Here is a 16,404-nt window from a genome sequence, read left to right as displayed (position 1 = left end):
AGATCCTGGCGCCGCCCCACTCCGCTTCGCTTCGGGGACGGCGAGATGAATCAACATGAGATCCTGGCGCCGCCCCCTACGCAATGCTCCGGGGACGGCGAGATGAATCGACATCAGATCCTGGCGCCGCGGTAGCGGCGGGTTTGGCGGCCGGCAGGGGTTCTCCCGGCTTGAACGATTTGACGACGTAGAGCAACGGGGATTTCTTGAGATCGATTCCGGCGTCACCGCGCTTGGTTCCTCCGATGTGAATGACGGGTCTGAGCGGATTGTCGCGGTTCACCCGGATGACGTGGCCGAACTCTCCGGTGTTGAGTTGGACGAGGGTTCCCGGTGGGAAGGGCGTGATCCGCTGCAGGAACCGCTTGAGAATCTTGGGATCGAACAACTTCCTTCCCTCGGCCAGCAGGATTTTCACCATGTCATAGGGCGTGTGCGCATCGCGCCAACTGCGGGGATGTGTAAGGCTTTCGACCATATCGCACAGACCGATGATCTTGGCGAACGGATGGATTTGCGCCGACGTGAGGCGGTTGGGATACCCGCTTCCATCTTCCCGCTCGTGAATTTGAAGGACCACGAGATCCAGAAAATGGAAGCGCCCCTTGACGGGTTTCAAGAGCTTGAAGCTGGCGATGGGATGTTCATGCAGTCTGGACAGGTCCTCTTCGGTCAGGGTTTCAGTTTTGGACCAGAGATCCTTGCACGTAATCAACATGCCCACATCCGCCAGAATTGCGCTCAGGGCGATTTCGAGCATCTGGGCGGCGGAGGCAAAACCCAGGCTAGAGGCCAGAACTGCCGAGAGGAGACTCACGTCAATCGAGTGATACAGCAGGGGGTCGGCCTCGTAGTCCCCCTTGGAGACGGAGAAGACCCTGTATACATAGAAGTCCTCGTGATCTTGGAGGTGAGCCATAATTTCCGTGAGCGGAGCGATGATGCCATCCATGTCCACGATTGCGCCCTTCTCCTCCACTTCCTGGAAGAATCGGTGGAGCTGCTTGCGGAGAGACTGGTACTGCTTGGCGACCGTAATCTGCGCGATCTTCATCTCCGCCGCCTCGTCCCCCTTGGCTTTTTCGTCTTTTTCGGGTTTCGCCTCCGCCACCTCCTCGAAGGGGAGGACCTTGGAGTCCCGTCGGGGGGGGGGAGCATGACGAAGGTCGGCGGGGGGGGCCGGCTTGGGCGGCATCTCCTTCATCTGCGCGAAGGGATCTTCGAAAAACTCGCTGAAGCGAAGGCCCTCGCCGGGAGCGGAGGGCCGTTCTTCCAAGTCGGCGTCCAAGGGGATGTCCTTCGAGACCATCTACTTCCTGAACCCCTGGTCGAATGCGATCTTGTCCACCACCTCGGGGGCCACGCTTTTCGCCTTCACCCCCGCGGCGACCAGCAACGAGAGGTCGCACAGCGTATTGATGACGCGCGGGAGACCCTGGGAGTACTGGAAGATCAGGTCATAACAAGGCTTGTCCAGAATTTCTTCCTTGCCACCGGCCTTCTCAATGCGGTGGAGGACGTAGCGAAGCGTTTCGCCGTGACTGAGCGGCGTGAGATGGTAGTTAATGGCGACGCGCTGCTGGAAATTGGGCATGCTCTCGAGCTTTTTGAGAACCTGGGGCTGTCCGACGAGAATCTGCGTGACGAGGTTCCGGCCGTTCGAGACCAAGTTGGAGAGCAGCCGAATCTCTTCGAAGACGCCTTCGTCCTCCACGAGCTGAATCTCATCGATGAAGACGACGGATCCCGCGCCGTTGCGGACTTGGCGCAGGAGGATATCCCGCAGTTGCTCGATGATGGCCACCTGGCTGACGTTTCCGCCGGCCGCCACCGGGACCGCCGCCCCGAATTGATTGACGACCTCCTTGTAGAATTCCCATCGTCTGAAGAGGGGTGCCTCAAAATTGATGATCTGGTACCCGTAGCGGGCGATCAGGGCGCACACGTAGCTGATAATCGTGGTCTTGCCGCTCCCCACCTCGCCGGAAAGGACTCCGATGCCTTTGTTGTTCTTGATGGCATACATGATCCGGATGAGGGCTTCTTGATGCACGCTGGACCGGAAGAACAGTTTCGGGTCCACCACGTTCTCAAAGGGGTAGAACTTGAAACCCCAGTAGTCTTTGTACATGGGGCCTAGCCCTGCTCCCGATTGCGGCGAGGATCCGCCGCCTGTCGTCGACCCATCTGCGCCCTCAATCGTCCTTTCCGCATCGCTCCAAGGGCGAGGAAAGGAATCGATACGCACACGATTGCCTCGTCACTCCACCAGCACCAATCCTTTCGACATCAACTCCGCGACGAAGCCATCGACATCCTTCCTCGCCGCAGCGGGGGTGACTTCGTACGCCTCGACAAGTGAGTCCACGAGATCATTCCTTGTCGGTTTCTTTTCCAGCATCTTCCAGAGCGCGGTGCCTACGTGGTTGAGTGTGTGCATCACACCATCTTTCGGAGTGATGACAACCGCCTCGCCGTCGATGATTCTGAACGCAATCTCTGGATGATAGGAGATTTTTCCGAGCTTAGAGCCCTTCACATTTTCTAAGTTTACTTCCTTTTGTTCAACGTGTCAACAAAAAAGGCTGTGTGCCGTCACATCGGACGGCGGGCAGAGAGCCGTTTGCCAGCCATTCCTCCATTTGGTAACACTGCGGCATGGAACTTGGGGTTGTGGTCCCCCGCGCCGGAGTCTGGGGAGGCGTCGATCGATCGGTGCGGAGCCTGATTGCCCTGTTTTTCCCACCGCGTTGCGGTGTCTGCGTGATGCTGCTCGAAGCGGACTCCGGCGGCGGGATCTGTCCGACCTGCACCGCGGCCATGCGGCACGTGCCGGAGCCAAGGTGTATCCAGTGCGGGCAGCCTTTTCCGGACAGCGCATCGGCCGAACATCGGTGCATGAGATGCCTGAAGGATCCACCGCACTTTGACCGGGTCCGATCTGTTTTCGTCTACGAAGAACCGGTGCAGTCCGCCATACTTGATTTCAAGTTCCACGGCAGGAGCGGGCTGCGATTCTTCTTTTCCGAGACGCTGTTGACGGAGAGCGACATTCTCTCGGAGGCTCCGCGCCGCCTCGACGCGATCGTGCCGGTTCCCCTGCATCGATTCAAGCTGATCGAGCGGGGGTACAACCAGACGGCCCTCCTGGCCGAAGAACTTTCCCGAGCCGTTGGAGTCCGGGTGGAGCGAACCGGGTTGAGAAAGGTCCGACGAACCCCGCCGCAATCCTCCCTCCCTCGCGAAGAACGGGAGCGCAGCCTGCGCGGGGCCTTCCAAGCGGAGCGTGGTCGTTTCGACGGTCGGCGGATATTGATGGTGGACGACGTGATGACGACGGGCGCCACGCTCTCGGAGTGCGCGAGGACGTTGAAGGCTGCCGGGGCGGCTCGCGTGGAGGCCGTCACCGTGGCGAGGGCGCTGTAGGTTGTGAGGAGTGATGGGTGAAGAGTGAAGTGAAACCCCGGCGAGAATTGCGGATCCTGATTTTTCTCATCACACTTCACTGTTCACTCATCACGGTGCCCGTGCGGGCAGCTCCGCTGGATCCCCGGAGTGAGGGCGCGATGTTTTTCCCCGCGTCGGTGGCCTATCCGGAGGCGTCGAATCTCCTCGAAATGAACCCGGCGGGCCTGGGCGTGGGGCCGGGATGGAATACATCCTTCTTCTATAATCGGCCACCCGCGGAGGGCGGAGGGAATCGGTTCGGTCTCCTGATGCACAGCGGTCCCCTGGGAGTTTCCGCGCAGAGGATGGACAGATCGACGGCGGATCTGCCTGGCGGTGGAACTGAAGTTTCTCAGCCGGAGGAGGGGGGGGCGCCCGAAACCGGATCCTCGGGGGACTTGCCCAACTCATTGATCAAAGGTTCAATCGGTCTTGGCTTCGGAGCCAATCGGTTTCACTATGGCTTGTCGTTCCATGCCGTGGACGGCGGGACCGGCCATGGCCTTGATCGATTGGGGTTGGTGGACTTGGGTGTCCTCTACCGCGCGCCTCGTGTGTCCGTCGGCCTCGCGCTTTATAACCTCGGCAGTCAGAACGGCCGGGGGTTGGTCCCGATCGATCGCGCCGATTCAAACTTCAGGCTTGCCAACACGAAAGACGAGTACCCGAAACAACCGATCGAGGTCAGCCCTAGGATCGGCGTGGGGGTCCGGCCCTTCAAGAGCCTCACCACGGTGACGGCGGATTGGCAACAGATGTTCACCGGCGTGAAGGGTGCACGGTCGTCGATCGGGGTCCTCGACCTCGGCTGGGACCAGGTTCTCAAGCCCGGAGTGCATCTCCAATCCGGATTCCGAACGGACGACGGTCTTGAACGCAAGACCATGTTGTTGGGTTTTCTTCTGAAGACCCGTCATGCGCGTGTCGGCTACCAGGCGATGGCGACGGCCGCCTCGGGTCCGGGAGGTTCCGAGACGGCGATCACTCCCGCGTTGGCGATGCTCCATCTGCACGGCGCGGCCCATGAGGATTCCCTCTTTGAGAAGAATGCGGTGGCGGAGATTCTCGTCCCCTCCGAACTGCCCGACCAGCGCGCGGTCTCGTTTCTCTTCGATGAACGGGACCATTTTCTCGAGTTCGCGGCGCGGATCAGGCGCTTGGCGGAGAATGAGGAAGTCCACACTGTACTTCTCCGAATTCGCTCCCTCAACGTGGACCTGGGGCGGCTACAGGAAATCCGCTCGCTCATGGGAGCGCTGAGGAAGAAAGGGAAGACCGTCGTGGCGTATCTCGAAGCGTTCGCCTTGAAGGAGTACTACCTGGCGACGGCGGCGGACCGAATCCTCCTCTATCCCCACGGGCACTTGGAGCTACTGGGATTGAAAATCGAAGGGATGTTTTTCAAGGGCACGTTGGACTGGCTGGGCGTGGTGCCCCAGTTCGTGCGCGCGGGCGAATACAAAGGGGCGCCGGAACAGTTCACCGAAAAGGAGTTTTCACCCAAGCATAGGGAGAACCTCGACTCCATGCTGGGGGACCTGTTCGACCAGATGGTGGAGGGAATTGCCGAGGGGCGAAGGCTGTCCCGCGAAAAAGTCGCAGCGTTGGTGGACCGGGGTTTTCTGAGCGCGCAGGAGGCCGTGGACGAAGGTCTTGTCGACGGGACGTCCACATGGGAGGAGGCCCAGCAGCAGGTGCGGCAGGGTGTCGGAAGCCGATCGCGCGTTTGGGATGAAGCCCGGGTGAAGGCGGAGTACGAATCGGGCGAAAGTTGGGCCGCCCCGGAAACCATCGCCGTGGTTTATGTCTCAGGAGTCTTGGCCCGAGGCGAAGGAGGGAGATTCCCGTTCTTCACATCGGCGGCGACCTTCGCGGATTCGATGGTGGCGGTGCTCCGGAGATTGGAAGGCGCGAGGAGCGTGCGGGCGGTGGTGCTCCGCGTGAACAGTCCCGGAGGGGATGTTTTCGCCTCCGATCAGATCTGGGCGGCGGTTCGGCGGCTTTCGCAGAAAAAGCCGGTGGTCGTCTCCATGGGGAGCGTTGGTGCGTCCGGTGCGTACTATTTGTCGATGGGCGCCCGGCCGGTCCTCGCGGACGGCGCGACGATCACCGGATCCATCGGAGTGTTCTACGGGAAGTTCGTGCTCAAGGGATTGTATGAGAAATTGGGCATCACAAAGCAGATTCTCAAGCGGGGGCGTCATGCCGATGTCGAGTCGGATGTGACGCTTCTCACGCCGGAGCAGGTGAAGGAGGTTCAGAAGGGCGTGGATGCGTGGTACGGGGTATTTCTGGACAAAGTTCGGGAGGGCCGCGGCCTCGAAGCCGGGGCGCTGGAAGGTTTGGCCGGGGGCCGGGTGTGGACGGGGCGGCAGGCCCGCGAGCGCGGGCTCGTGGACCGGGAGGGGGGACTGCTCGAAAGCCTGGATCTGGCGCGTGAAAAGGCCGGAATCCCGGAGGATGCGGATCTTCGCGTGGTGGAGTGGCCGCGTCCGAAGGCGTTGCGCAGCTTCCTCAAGACTCTGGTGGCCGCTCCGGCCTCTCTATTGAATCTTGACTTTGAGGCAGGGCCGTTTTTCTTCCTAGGACCGGTAGGGCTGGAATAGCTTTCAGCCATCAGCAATCAGCTTTCAGCCTGGGCGTGTAGGGGAGCAGAAGGGAGGACCTAAAGGTCCTCCCCTACGGAGCATTCGGCGGCAACCCGTAGGGGAGCAGCTTTAGCTGCTCCCAAGCTGATTGCTGAAGGCAGAGTGCTGACCGCTCAGTTCAGGATGATCGAACCCTTCTCGTCGTATGCCTTGATTTCGATTTGCAGGTTTTTCACCCGCGGCTCGGGCGGGTAGGAGAGCTTGAGATCTTCCCGGTAGCCCACGAGGGCGGTCAGGAAGGATTCTGCCTTGATCGTGTCCTCGGAAACAACCTGCCGGTCTTCCGTCATGGCCCGGAGGGTCACCTTGGGAAAGCATTTCTGGCTGTCCCCGGATTTTTCGATGGTGAGCGTGACGGTTCCTTCCGGGGTGGCCTGATGCTGGGCGATCCGGAAGTACTTTTGTGCCGTGACGTAGTACACGACTTCCGAGCTTGGAGGCGCGGGCTTGGGCGCGGGCGGCGGGATATCGGGTTTGGCCGCGGCCGAGCCTTTGCTCCTTAGGAAGACGACCATGTCGTAAGGCCCTCCCCAGGGCATGGAGTCGATGGCCATGGCGCCCTTGGTGCGGGCCATGAGTCGACCGGCATCGTCTTTCGAATCGGGCTTGAAGTACAGGAGCGTCCGATCCGACAGGCTGGAGGACTTGATCTCTTCAATTTGGAGGCCTTGGATCGATTTCAAGGAAGCCAGGACTGCCTCACGTTCCCGGGGGTCGGCTTCGAAATCGACCACGAGGGCGCGCCGGGGAGCGGCCGGCTCGGGGCTGGATTCCGCGGCAGGCCCTGAGCCATCGCGGGTACTCTTCCTCGACCAGGCGCAGGAGGAAGTGAACAGTGAACAGTGAACAGTGAACAGTAGGATGCACGTGAGCCCGTGAGCCCGTGAGCCTGTGAGACCGAAAGACCTGGAACGCGCCATCGCATGATCGTGCGATCCCGTCCGGTTCACGGGTTCACGCTCCTCACTTGCCCACGCAGAAATCGGAGAATACACGGTCCAGAAGATCTTCGGTGGAGATCGTGCCGGTGATTTCGTCGAGGTGTGCCACCGCTTCGCGCAGGTCGATGGCGAGGAGGTCCGGCGCGGTTTCGCCGAGAGGCCGGTTCCGGCATTCCTGGATGGAGGCACGGGCCATCTCCAGGGACTGGACATGCCGGGGTCGCAGAAGGAGCATCTCGGAGTTGGACTGAATTCCGGAGGCCAGCTTCTCCCCCAAGGCCCTCCGCAGGTTTCCGACACCTTCGCCGGTGAGTGCGGAAACGCGGACGACGTCTGTGGACGGCGAGGGGAGCCATGAGAGATCGACGGTGCTGCCCAGATCCGACTTATTCAATACGAAAATGCTTCGGGCGAGCGAGCCGTTGGCCTGGTTCATCCATTGGGCGAATTCCTCGACGGAACGAACGCCTCTTGGCGCACTGGCGTCCAGCACCCAGACGATGAGGTCGGCCTGATCGAAGAGGTCTTTCGTCCTGGCGATCCCTTGGGATTCGATCTCGTCGTGAGAGGTGAGAGGCGAGAGGTGGGAGGTGGGGCGGAGGCCGGCGGTGTCGTGGAGTTCGACGGGGAAGCCGTCCATCTCAATCCATTCTCGCACCACATCACGGGTGGTCCCGGGAGTCGGATGGACGATGGAGACGTCGCGACCCGTGAGGCGGTTCATGAGGCTGGATTTCCCCACGTTGGGTTCTCCGGCCAGGAGGGCGATGGATCCCTCCCTGAGTCGTCGCGCCTTTCCGTGGAGCGCGAGGAGTCCAGTAATCATCGATTCGCACTTCTTCAGTCGAGTTTCGATATCGACCCGTGCGTGTTCCTGCACGTCCGGTTCCTCGGCGAAATCGATCACGGCTTCGGTATATCCGAGCGCGGCGATGATCTCTTCCCTCAAGTTGGCGACCTCGCGGGAGAGATCCCCCTGTTTCACGCGTCGCGCCGCCCGCAGGGCTGCTTCGCTGGACGCCCCGATGATATCGGCCACGGCCTCAGACTGCGCCAGATCGATCTTGCCGTTCAAGAAGGCCCGACGGGTGAATTCACCGGGTGAGGCGGATCGGGCACCGAGTCGGCAGAGGAGACCGACGGCCTTTTCGAGAATGAGGGGATTTCCGTGGAGAGACATTTCCACGACGTCTTCCCCCGTGTAGGAGTTGGGGGCGGGGAACCAGGTTAGAATGCCCTCGTCGACGGTTTCACCCGTGTCATGATCGACGAGGCGGCCGAAGTGGGCGTGGCGGGGCTGTAGGGGCGAGGCATGCCTCGCCCCAACGGGATCGAAGGATCTTGCTGCGATATCCAATGCCTCCGGTCCGCTGAGACGCACGATGCCGAGGGCGCCGATTCCGGGGGGAGTTGAGATGGCCACGATCGTGTCGTTTCGCACGGGCCGAAGCTTAGTACAGACAGGGGTGAAAAAAAACCCCCCGATCCGACCGAAGCCGAATCGAGGGATTTGTGATTCTCTCAGAGGCAGCGTCTAGGCGCGGCGCCGGGCGGAGGCCTTCGCGAAGTCGCCGGGATTCAGTTGGATCACATCGCCGACGGCCATCCCGGAATCACCCGGTGCCTTGATCGTGAGGGTGCCGGTGCCGTCTTTCTTGATATTGACCTCAAGCTCCAGGCTTCCCTGGGTCACCGTGCCTCTGGTATTGCCTTGGGGGTCGACCGAGAGCTTGTAGGTGGCGGAATCGGAACCACTGGCCGATTTCCAGGTGCCTTCAAGTTCTGAGGTCTTGTCCGCTTTCTTCGTCTCCTTGAAGCTGTAGGTGCTGCCGTCCGTGTCTTTGCCGCTGCCTTCGTTCAGAACGGTGCAGCTCTTGGCTCCCGGAGGCGGATTGCGTTTCTCCTTGCAGGTCTTGTCCTCTTTCGGGTCGGAGCAGGCGCAGGCGCTGGTGAACGTGCCTTTGTCCTTCTCCACACCGCCTTTGGTGAGGTTGGAGTACGAGACCTCCGCGGCGGGGCGCTTCTTGCCCTCGATGGTGACCTCGGTGGCCTTCAGGGCGGAGGAGTTGCCTTCGAGGATGTCGCCTGGGGCGACGGTGACGGTGCACTTGTCGAGGTCGACCTCTCCCTTTGAATACTGCTTGGAGGAGTAGGAGCTCTCCTTCTTTGCGGGTTGGTCAGAGTAGGACTCCTCCTCGACGGCGCCGTTGGCATACTTGTCCGCGCCTTTGACGGAGCCTTCGCCCTTCTCCTCGTCCCACGAGTAGACCGAGCATTCCTTGTCCTCAAGGCCCTTCGCGTCCTTGTGAGATTCGGAGGAGCTGCCGGACCCTTTGGTGATCTCCCGGAACTTCACTTTCTTGATCAGCTCCCAGGACTGGGTTTGCTTTTCGCTGCTGGAGCTGCCGTCCGCATACTTGAGGGATTCCACCCAGGTATCGGACCCATTCTTGCCGGTAGAGTCTTGGGTGTACGAAATGGTTTCGACGCTCTCCGTCAGCCCGCTGGGATCGTTCGCGGGGAACTTGATCGTCTCGGATTGCTTTCCGCCGACCGTGTCGCAGGACGCCGCTGAGGCCGGATCGTCCGCGCACGGTTTTTCCGGATCCCATTCCTCGAGAATGTCGGTTCCGTCCGCGTACAAGGTGTGCTCGTCCGTGCCGAGCACGAGGTCTTCGCCGTCCCCTTTCCACGCGGTGCAGAAATCATTCGTATCGGAAAGCGTAGAGACCGCGCAGTAGGCGTCGATCAAGCCGTCCACGTAGCTCATGATGGCATCATCCGGTACGGTGTCGATGGCCGAGAGGGCCGTGCAGGCCTTGGAGACGACGCTCTTGAGAGTCGCCAGATCGGGATCGTAGCAGACGGCCAGGATTCGGCCCATGACCTCATCCACGGCCTGCTCGAACAGGAAGTCCATCGTGCCAACGACCTTAATGTCGATGCCGGCGTCGTCTTCCTTCACGAAGTCGCCTGTGGCTGTTGGATCGGTGTACTCGGTATCGAGGGAGTATGTCCCCGCGCCCGCGCCGTCCTTCTTGAAGATGAATTCTTCCGATTCCCCGCCTGCGTAGGTGGTCTTGGTGCTGTGGCTCTGAACCTTGAGGAAGTCATCGTGTTCATCGTCGGACGTGTCGACTTCGGGTTGGCAATTGCAGGAGGAACTGGCCATGAGCGGATCGCAGACGTCGCCGTAGACGCCGGTGCCTCCGTCGCCCAAGGGATCGCAGGCCTCGGCTTCGTAGCATCCTTCCGGAAGCACGGATGACTCTCCCGCCGAACAATCGGAGGAGCAGCTTTTCGAGGATTCGTCGATTTCGCAGACGTCGTCGCCGCAGGTCGTATTGTCGCAGTCGCTGGGGCAGTTCACGTCGTCCTCGATCTCGTCGCAGTACTGATCACCGCAGGTTAGGTACGTTGCATCGGAGGTGTCGATACCGAGGTCCGTCGTGAGGTCCCCAAGGGATCCGGTGTCGATGGTTCCACCGGAACAGGCGGCCGTCAAACTGTCCGTTGTTGGGCCGATGATGGTGTCATCGCAGCCGGCGCCGCTGAGACAGAAAACATAGTCATCTGCGGCGTCGCATGCACAGGTAAGAGGATCGGTCGATGTGGCACAGGCCGTTGCGGCATCCGAGTAGCTGCCCGCGCAGGTTGTGACTCCGTTGATGCACGCTTCGGACTGCCGGCGCAGTGCCGCCGCTTTCCGGGCGCCCCGGACGGGCGCTTCGCCGTAGCACACCACCCCGCCGCCCGTATCGAATCCTTGGACGGTGAACATGGGCTGGCATTCCGGTGTCGTGCCCGAGTAGACGGCCGCAACATCGTCGTCGTCCGCCACGCAGGTCAGGCTGTCCGGATTGGTCTCATAATTCCGATTGAGCTCGCAATCCGCGCCCTTGCCGGCCACGCCGTACACGGTTGTCGTTTCCTCGGTCAGGTCGGTGTCGGTGTACTTATAGGTTTCCTTCACCGTATTGGCCGCGTCGTCGTGAACGCAGGAGGTTTGTTCGGAATAGAGGATCGTGCCGCTGTCGTCCGTTTCGTTATACTTGTAGTCGAAAATGGTGGCATGCCGCTTGGGGGCTCCCCAGACGGTTGCCAATCGGGGCGCGGCGTTCTTGGCCCGGGCGATCGCGCCTCGGACTCCGCCTCTCACGCCGCCTCGCACGCCGCCCTGTTCCGCGCCGCGGACGCCGCCGCGCACGCCGGAGGCTTCAGCACCCCGGACACCGCCCGCTTGTGCGCCGGCATCGCCGAGGTTCGTGGTCACTTTGCTGACGTTGGAAACGGACTTCGCCGCGTCTGCGCCGCCCGTTCCGGCCACTTTGGCCTGCGGGCTGTCTGCGTTCAGTTCGCATTTGCCTTCGGCATTGCGGATCTGCCCGGCTGTGCAGGCTTCCGCGCCGGCCGCAACCGACAGGCATGTGCCGCCGACGCTCAGTTCCTGTCCCGCAGGGCATTTCCCGCCGACGGGGGTTCCGCCGACCTTGGCGGTTTCTTCCTTCTTCGCACAGGCCGCGATAAGCAGCGCCGTGGCGAGGGTCACGAACAATTTTCCGAACATTTTCTTGTGATCCATGTGGATCCTCCTTTGGCATGAAAGGGCTGCGTTTTGGGTAGAGGCATAGCTTTCCCGTAGAGGGATTCTCTTGATCGAAATCATTGCGAAATTCTCAGCCTCCGACAAAACTGGGCGATTCTGAAGAACCCCCCCGTATTTGTCAAGTGGGAGGTCGGTCGATAACATCCAACCCGCGATGTCAGAGAGCTTGTTCCAGGATCCTCCGTCCGGCAAGAAAGGCATGACCGCCGGTCTGCGGTTCGCCGCCTGGACCGCCATTTTCGCCTTGTCGGCCATCCTCGGGCTGACCCTTCACCGGACGTCCTACACGCTCGGGGCCTCATTCACGCTTGTCGAGGCGCCGGGAAGGAGGGCTGCCTTCTGGGTTCTCGATTCCGTGGAGTCGCGCTCGCCGGCGCAGTTGGCAGGTCTGCGCAGCGGCGACACCCTCAAGGAAGTGGATGGCAGATCGGCAGGCGAGCTCTCGTTCCCGTTCGGCGGCCAATTGGTGCATTTCCTGTCCGGCTCCGAGCTTGACCGCTGGTTGGATGAACAGGCGGCCACGTACCGCCAGGCGCGGCAAAAAGGGACGGTTGAGGTGAGAATCGACCGTATGGGTGAGACCCTTACGATGCAGGTTTCTCCCCGCCATCTGGAGTGGGGCGAGATCCTGCACCCCGGCTATTTCGCGCGAATTTTTCTTGCCGCGGTTTTTTTTGTGGTGGGGCTGCTTGTTCTCCGGCGTGAACCGGCGCAGGAGGAGCGACGCGCGTTCCAAGGGTTCATGGGATCGGCCGCGATCCTCACGATGACGTGGTGGCCGACGTTCGCGGATGATGTTCTGCCCGAGCCGAGATTGTTCCACCTTGTTTTCGGGGTGGGCAATCTGGCCGCGGCGGGGACCATCGCCTGGATGGTCCACTTCTTCAGCGTTTTTCCTCGACGAAGGTTTTACGCCGAACGGTTTCCCCACTTCCATCTCGGACTGAAGGCGTTGGCTGTGCTTTCGGCGCTCTCCATCGGGATGGGCACGGCGCCCCTGCCCATGTGGGGGTTGTGGACGCTGGGTCTTCCGGCGGCGGGTCTTCTCCTTGCGGACGGTTATCTTCGCGCCCGCCTTGCGGTCAACCGGAGCCGGATGCAGTGGATCTTTGTCGGGATCATTGCGTCCCTGACCCTGGGCTTATTCCTGTACGTGCCCCTCTCCCTGCTGGATCGTTCGCAGTACCTTCACAACGGATTGATCCTCGCGTGTGTGGTTCCGATTCCCGTGGCCATGGCCCTGGCCGTGGAATCGTGGAGGCTGGCCGACGTGAGCCGGTTCCTTGAATCGGCCGTCGCTTTTTCAGTCGCCCTGCTGCTTGTTGCGGGCATGTACGTGGCCCTGTTCTTCGTACTCTCCCACATTCCGGTCGTGCTTTATAGGAAGTCCGTCCTCGCTTCGGGGTTGGTTTCGAGCGGTGTGGTGGTGGCCCTCCTGTTCACGCAGCGGGAACAGTTGCGGTCGGCGGTGAGGCGGCTGCTGCGCGGGGCGGGCCAGAACCTCGGTGAGGCGGTTGAGCAGGCACGGCTGAGGCTTTTTTCGGCCAAGCATTCCGGAGACGTCTTGCACATCATCGGGGAGGCACTGGAGGAATTGTTCCAGCCCGCCTGGTTGGCGCTCAGTTGGAAAGGCGTGGCCGGCCCGCCGGAGATTACCCTTCGGGCGTCCGACGTGGAACAGGATTCCGTTGAGGGGTTTATCACCGGCAACCGGGGGATCTTTGAAAAGACGCTTGGCGCGGGCGGGCGCCCCGTCCTGTTGGCGGAGATCGCCGGGCTTCGCCGTGTACCCGACCGGAAGTTCCTCGATGGAGTGTTGGCGCCGATCCTGGATGGCCGGGGCTACCCCACGGGGATGGTCTGTCTCGGACCCAGGCCCGAGAGGCGGCTATACGATCAGGAATGCATGTCTTATCTCGGGCTCCTCGTCACGAAGGCGGGACTCCTGCTCGAACTCTTCGCGGCGAGGGAGCGATACGAGCAAGGCCTGCTGTTGGAGCAGCAGGAGCGGGAACGGATGGGGCGGGAGATCCACGACAACGTCGGGGCGGAACTGACCAATGTGATCCTTCTTTCGCAGACGCTGAGGAAGGGCCAAGGGGAGGATGGCGCGGTGGAATCCGGCCGGTTGCTTGAACAGCTTGAGACGCGGGCGCGGTCGGCCTTGCAGGAGGTTCGAACCGCCGCATGGGCACTCCGGGCATCCGAGAAGGAGGAGGATTTCCTCGGCCGGCTCAGGAGGTATGCCACGGACGTAGTCGGGCCACTCGGCTCGAGCATGGAATTCAGTATTGAAAGGCCCTCGTTGCCCGGCGACTTCATGATCCCGCCGGAACAGCAATTGCACTTCTTCCGGATGTTTCAGGAGATTCTTTCGAATGTCGTCCGCCATTCGAAGGCATCAAGGGTGTCCATCCAGTGGAGACATGACGCTGGAGGCATTCTCATGGCTGTCGAGGACAACGGGAAGGGATTCAATCCGCAGGGGGCCGGTGGGGAGTCCACGGGACTGGTCAACCTTCGACGAAGGGCGCAGATTCTCGGCGCCGGTTGCGAGATTCGGTCCGGGATCGGGACGGGTGTGCGGATCGAAATCTTTCTGCCCCATTCGCCTGGATTGGCTCCGGCGGTGCGAACTTGAGGACATGCCTCCCATGGATGCGGGATTGCCTCTTCCGATCCCTTGACGATACGCTTCCTCCATGACGGATCCGGATTCCTTGTGCCGGGTATTGATTGTGGAGGACCAGAAGGTTGCCCGCGATTCGCTCGCCCGGATGATCGGCCGGCACTCTTGCTACTCGGTGGTGGGTGCGGCCGGTACGGCGGAGGACGCGATGCCCATGGTGTCCCAACTCAAACCGAATGTGGTTCTGCTGGACCTTGGACTGCCCGGAATGAGCGGCATCGAGGCGATCCGCAAGTTCAGAGACCAATCCCCCCAGGTGGAGATTCTCATCCTCACCATTTTCGACACGGACGACGCGGTGTTCCAATCCATCAAGGCAGGCGCCTCGGGGTATTTGTTGAAGGATTCAACGCCGGAGGAGATCCTGGAGGCGCTGGACCTCCTCGTTTCTCAGAAAGGGGCCCCGATGTCGCCCACGATCGCCCGGCGTGTTCTTCAGGAACTCCAGAAAGACCGTGGGACCAGAGAGGCGACCGAGGGACTGACCGTGCGCGAGAGGGAGATTCTCGATCTTCTGGCCAAAGGCTATGCCTACAAGGAAGTGGCTGAAGGACTCGGCATCGCCTTCGGCACGGTCCAGACCCACATCAAGAATATCTACCAGAAGTTGCAAGTGACGACGAAAATCGAGGCCGTTACCAAGGTTTTCGGGCTCGCCCATCGGCAGTAGCCGATCCCCCCGCGATCCAGGGTTTTTCGCTCGAATACCGCAAACATGGGATTGTCAGCCTGCCGTGGCGATGTGTAGTCTGATTTCGCAATGGGAACCCGGTGGACATTTCTTGCCGTTCCAAGCAGGAGCGCCGGTCTCGCTACCCTCCTTCTCCTCAACGGCCTGCTCGTGGAGACCACCCTTTCGGGTTGCGCGGCGAAGGCGCCGACGCAGGAACTGGCGGATGCCCAGTCGGCTCTGAGAGCGGCCCGCGAGGCCGGCGCCGATACTTCCTCCCCGGAGTATCGGGCAGCGGAGGACCTTCTCGCTGAAGCTCTCAAGAATCTGAGGGACAAGAAATATCCGGAATCCAGAACCCTTGCGGCCGATGCGAAGCGGAAGGCGGAAGATCTCCTCGCGAAACTGATGGCCACGAGGTGGAGGTCGGACGCGACCCCTTCGGGCGAGGGAGATCTTGCGCTGGATCCGGGCTCCCTCGGTGATGCCGGTGAGATTCTTGGACCCGGAAATTCATACGTGCCCGACGAACGTCTGGCGCTCAAACGAATTTACTTCCGATTTGACGAGTACAGCTTGACCGATGAGGCCGTCGAGGTCGCGCGGAAGAACGCCGAGTGGTTGTCGAGACATCCCGATCTGACCATCCTGATCGAAGGGCATTGCGATGAGCGCGGAACGAATGAGTACAACCTGGCCCTGGGGGAGAGGAGGGCTGAACGCACGAGAGACTACTTGGTGGCCTTGGGGATCGCGCCAGCCAGGCTGCGGATCGTTTCCTATGGGGAAGAGATCCCCCTTGATGAGGGCCACACCGAGGAGGCGTGGGCCAGGAACCGTAGGGTCCAGTTTGTGCGATGGACCGATCAACTTTGACAGGAGGATTGTAGATGACGAAGGTGTCAGGCAACCGTCCGATGGACCGGCTGTGCCGCGCAGCAGTCTTTGTTCTTGTGGCGGCCATGGCCGCCGCTTGCGCGAAACGGCAGACCACCGCTTCGGACGGGGGAACGAACGGCTCCGCCTCACCGCGAATGGGTGTGGCCGAACTCGAAACCCTGATGATGCGGGCGGATGACTCCATAGCCGAAGCGTCGAAAAAAGGGGCCGAGCAATACGCGCCCGCCTTGCTGAAAGAGGCGAGAGAATCCCGGCGGCAATGCGCCGCGTTCAAGGAGATGGAGGACTTCCGGAATGCTCAATCGCGGTGCGAACAGGCCGTCGCGATCGCGAAGGATGCAACGGAGAGATCCCTTCGAGCCGAACCGGCTCAGAGCCCGAAGAAACAGCCGGATCCCCCCAAGAAGGCGCAGGAATCGAAGCCCAAGCCGAAGAAGAAGTAGCGGCAACCCGAGGGGACGGTGGGGCACGGAGGCCCGGCCGGCCCTGCAAAATTCATGTGG

General features: G+C 61.3%; 12 protein-coding genes. 6 read left to right on the top strand and 6 right to left on the bottom strand.

What is annotated here, in order from left to right; all coding sequences use genetic code 11:
- Window positions 1–76 precede the first annotated feature (76 nt).
- From HYT87_00425 to HYT87_00415, 3 genes are all read right to left on the bottom strand, one after another.
- Window positions 77–1,309, bottom strand: a complete 1,233-nt coding sequence (locus tag HYT87_00425) for a hypothetical protein (GenBank protein MBI2058212.1) — start codon at window positions 1,307–1,309, stop codon at window positions 77–79.
- On the bottom strand, window positions 1,310–2,131 hold the full coding sequence (locus HYT87_00420; GenBank protein ID MBI2058211.1) for an AAA family ATPase: 822 nt from the start codon (window positions 2,129–2,131) through the stop codon (window positions 1,310–1,312).
- 129 nt (window positions 2,132–2,260) lie between these two features.
- Entirely contained in the window at window positions 2,261–2,539 is a 279-nt protein-coding gene (locus HYT87_00415) for a PqqD family protein (GenBank protein MBI2058210.1), read from the bottom strand.
- A 119-nt stretch (window positions 2,540–2,658) separates the two neighbouring features.
- Here HYT87_00415 and HYT87_00410 point away from each other — a divergent pair, with 119 nt between their 5' ends.
- On the top strand, window positions 2,659–3,426 hold the full coding sequence (locus tag HYT87_00410; protein MBI2058209.1) for a ComF family protein: 768 nt from the start codon (window positions 2,659–2,661) through the stop codon (window positions 3,424–3,426).
- 17 nt (window positions 3,427–3,443) lie between these two features.
- Complete coding sequence (gene sppA, locus HYT87_00405) at window positions 3,444–6,053, top strand: signal peptide peptidase SppA (GenBank protein MBI2058208.1); 2,610 nt, start codon at window positions 3,444–3,446, stop codon at window positions 6,051–6,053.
- A gap of 155 nt (window positions 6,054–6,208) precedes the next feature.
- Here sppA and HYT87_00400 read toward each other — a convergent pair whose 3' ends face one another.
- From HYT87_00400 to HYT87_00390, 3 genes are all read right to left on the bottom strand, one after another.
- Window positions 6,209–7,045, bottom strand: coding sequence for a hypothetical protein (locus HYT87_00400; protein ID MBI2058207.1), 837 nt, complete (start codon window positions 7,043–7,045; stop codon window positions 6,209–6,211).
- A gap of 13 nt (window positions 7,046–7,058) precedes the next feature.
- Complete coding sequence (mnmE, locus tag HYT87_00395) at window positions 7,059–8,477, bottom strand: tRNA uridine-5-carboxymethylaminomethyl(34) synthesis GTPase MnmE (protein ID MBI2058206.1); 1,419 nt, start codon at window positions 8,475–8,477, stop codon at window positions 7,059–7,061.
- 93 nt (window positions 8,478–8,570) lie between these two features.
- The gene (locus tag HYT87_00390; protein MBI2058205.1) at window positions 8,571–11,618 is read right to left on the bottom strand and encodes a hypothetical protein; all 3,048 of its coding nucleotides are present in this window, start codon (window positions 11,616–11,618) and stop codon (window positions 8,571–8,573) included.
- 178 nt (window positions 11,619–11,796) lie between these two features.
- Here HYT87_00390 and HYT87_00385 point away from each other — a divergent pair, with 178 nt between their 5' ends.
- The 4 genes from HYT87_00385 (at window position 11,797) to HYT87_00370 (ending at window position 16,344) form a co-directional block, all read left to right on the top strand.
- The gene (locus tag HYT87_00385) at window positions 11,797–14,283 is read left to right on the top strand and encodes a hypothetical protein (protein ID MBI2058204.1); all 2,487 of its coding nucleotides are present in this window, start codon (window positions 11,797–11,799) and stop codon (window positions 14,281–14,283) included.
- Between the two features lie 61 nt (window positions 14,284–14,344).
- Window positions 14,345–15,001: a response regulator transcription factor gene (locus HYT87_00380; GenBank protein ID MBI2058203.1), complete on the top strand. Its 657-nt coding sequence runs from the start codon at window positions 14,345–14,347 to the stop codon at window positions 14,999–15,001.
- 90 nt (window positions 15,002–15,091) lie between these two features.
- Window positions 15,092–15,877 carry a peptidoglycan-associated lipoprotein Pal gene (gene pal / locus HYT87_00375; protein MBI2058202.1) on the top strand — a complete coding sequence of 262 codons (786 nt, stop codon included), beginning with the start codon at window positions 15,092–15,094 and terminating at the stop codon, window positions 15,875–15,877.
- A gap of 14 nt (window positions 15,878–15,891) precedes the next feature.
- Entirely contained in the window at window positions 15,892–16,344 is a 453-nt protein-coding gene (locus tag HYT87_00370) for a hypothetical protein (protein MBI2058201.1), read from the top strand.
- Window positions 16,345–16,404 lie beyond the last annotated feature (60 nt).

It is taken from the genome of Nitrospirota bacterium (genome assembly GCA_016180645.1).
GTDB lineage: Bacteria > JACPQY01 > JACPQY01 > JACPQY01 > JACPQY01 > JACPAV01.
The sequence above is the reverse complement of the archived record's forward strand: the minus strand, read 5'-3'. Positions and strand labels throughout refer to the sequence as shown.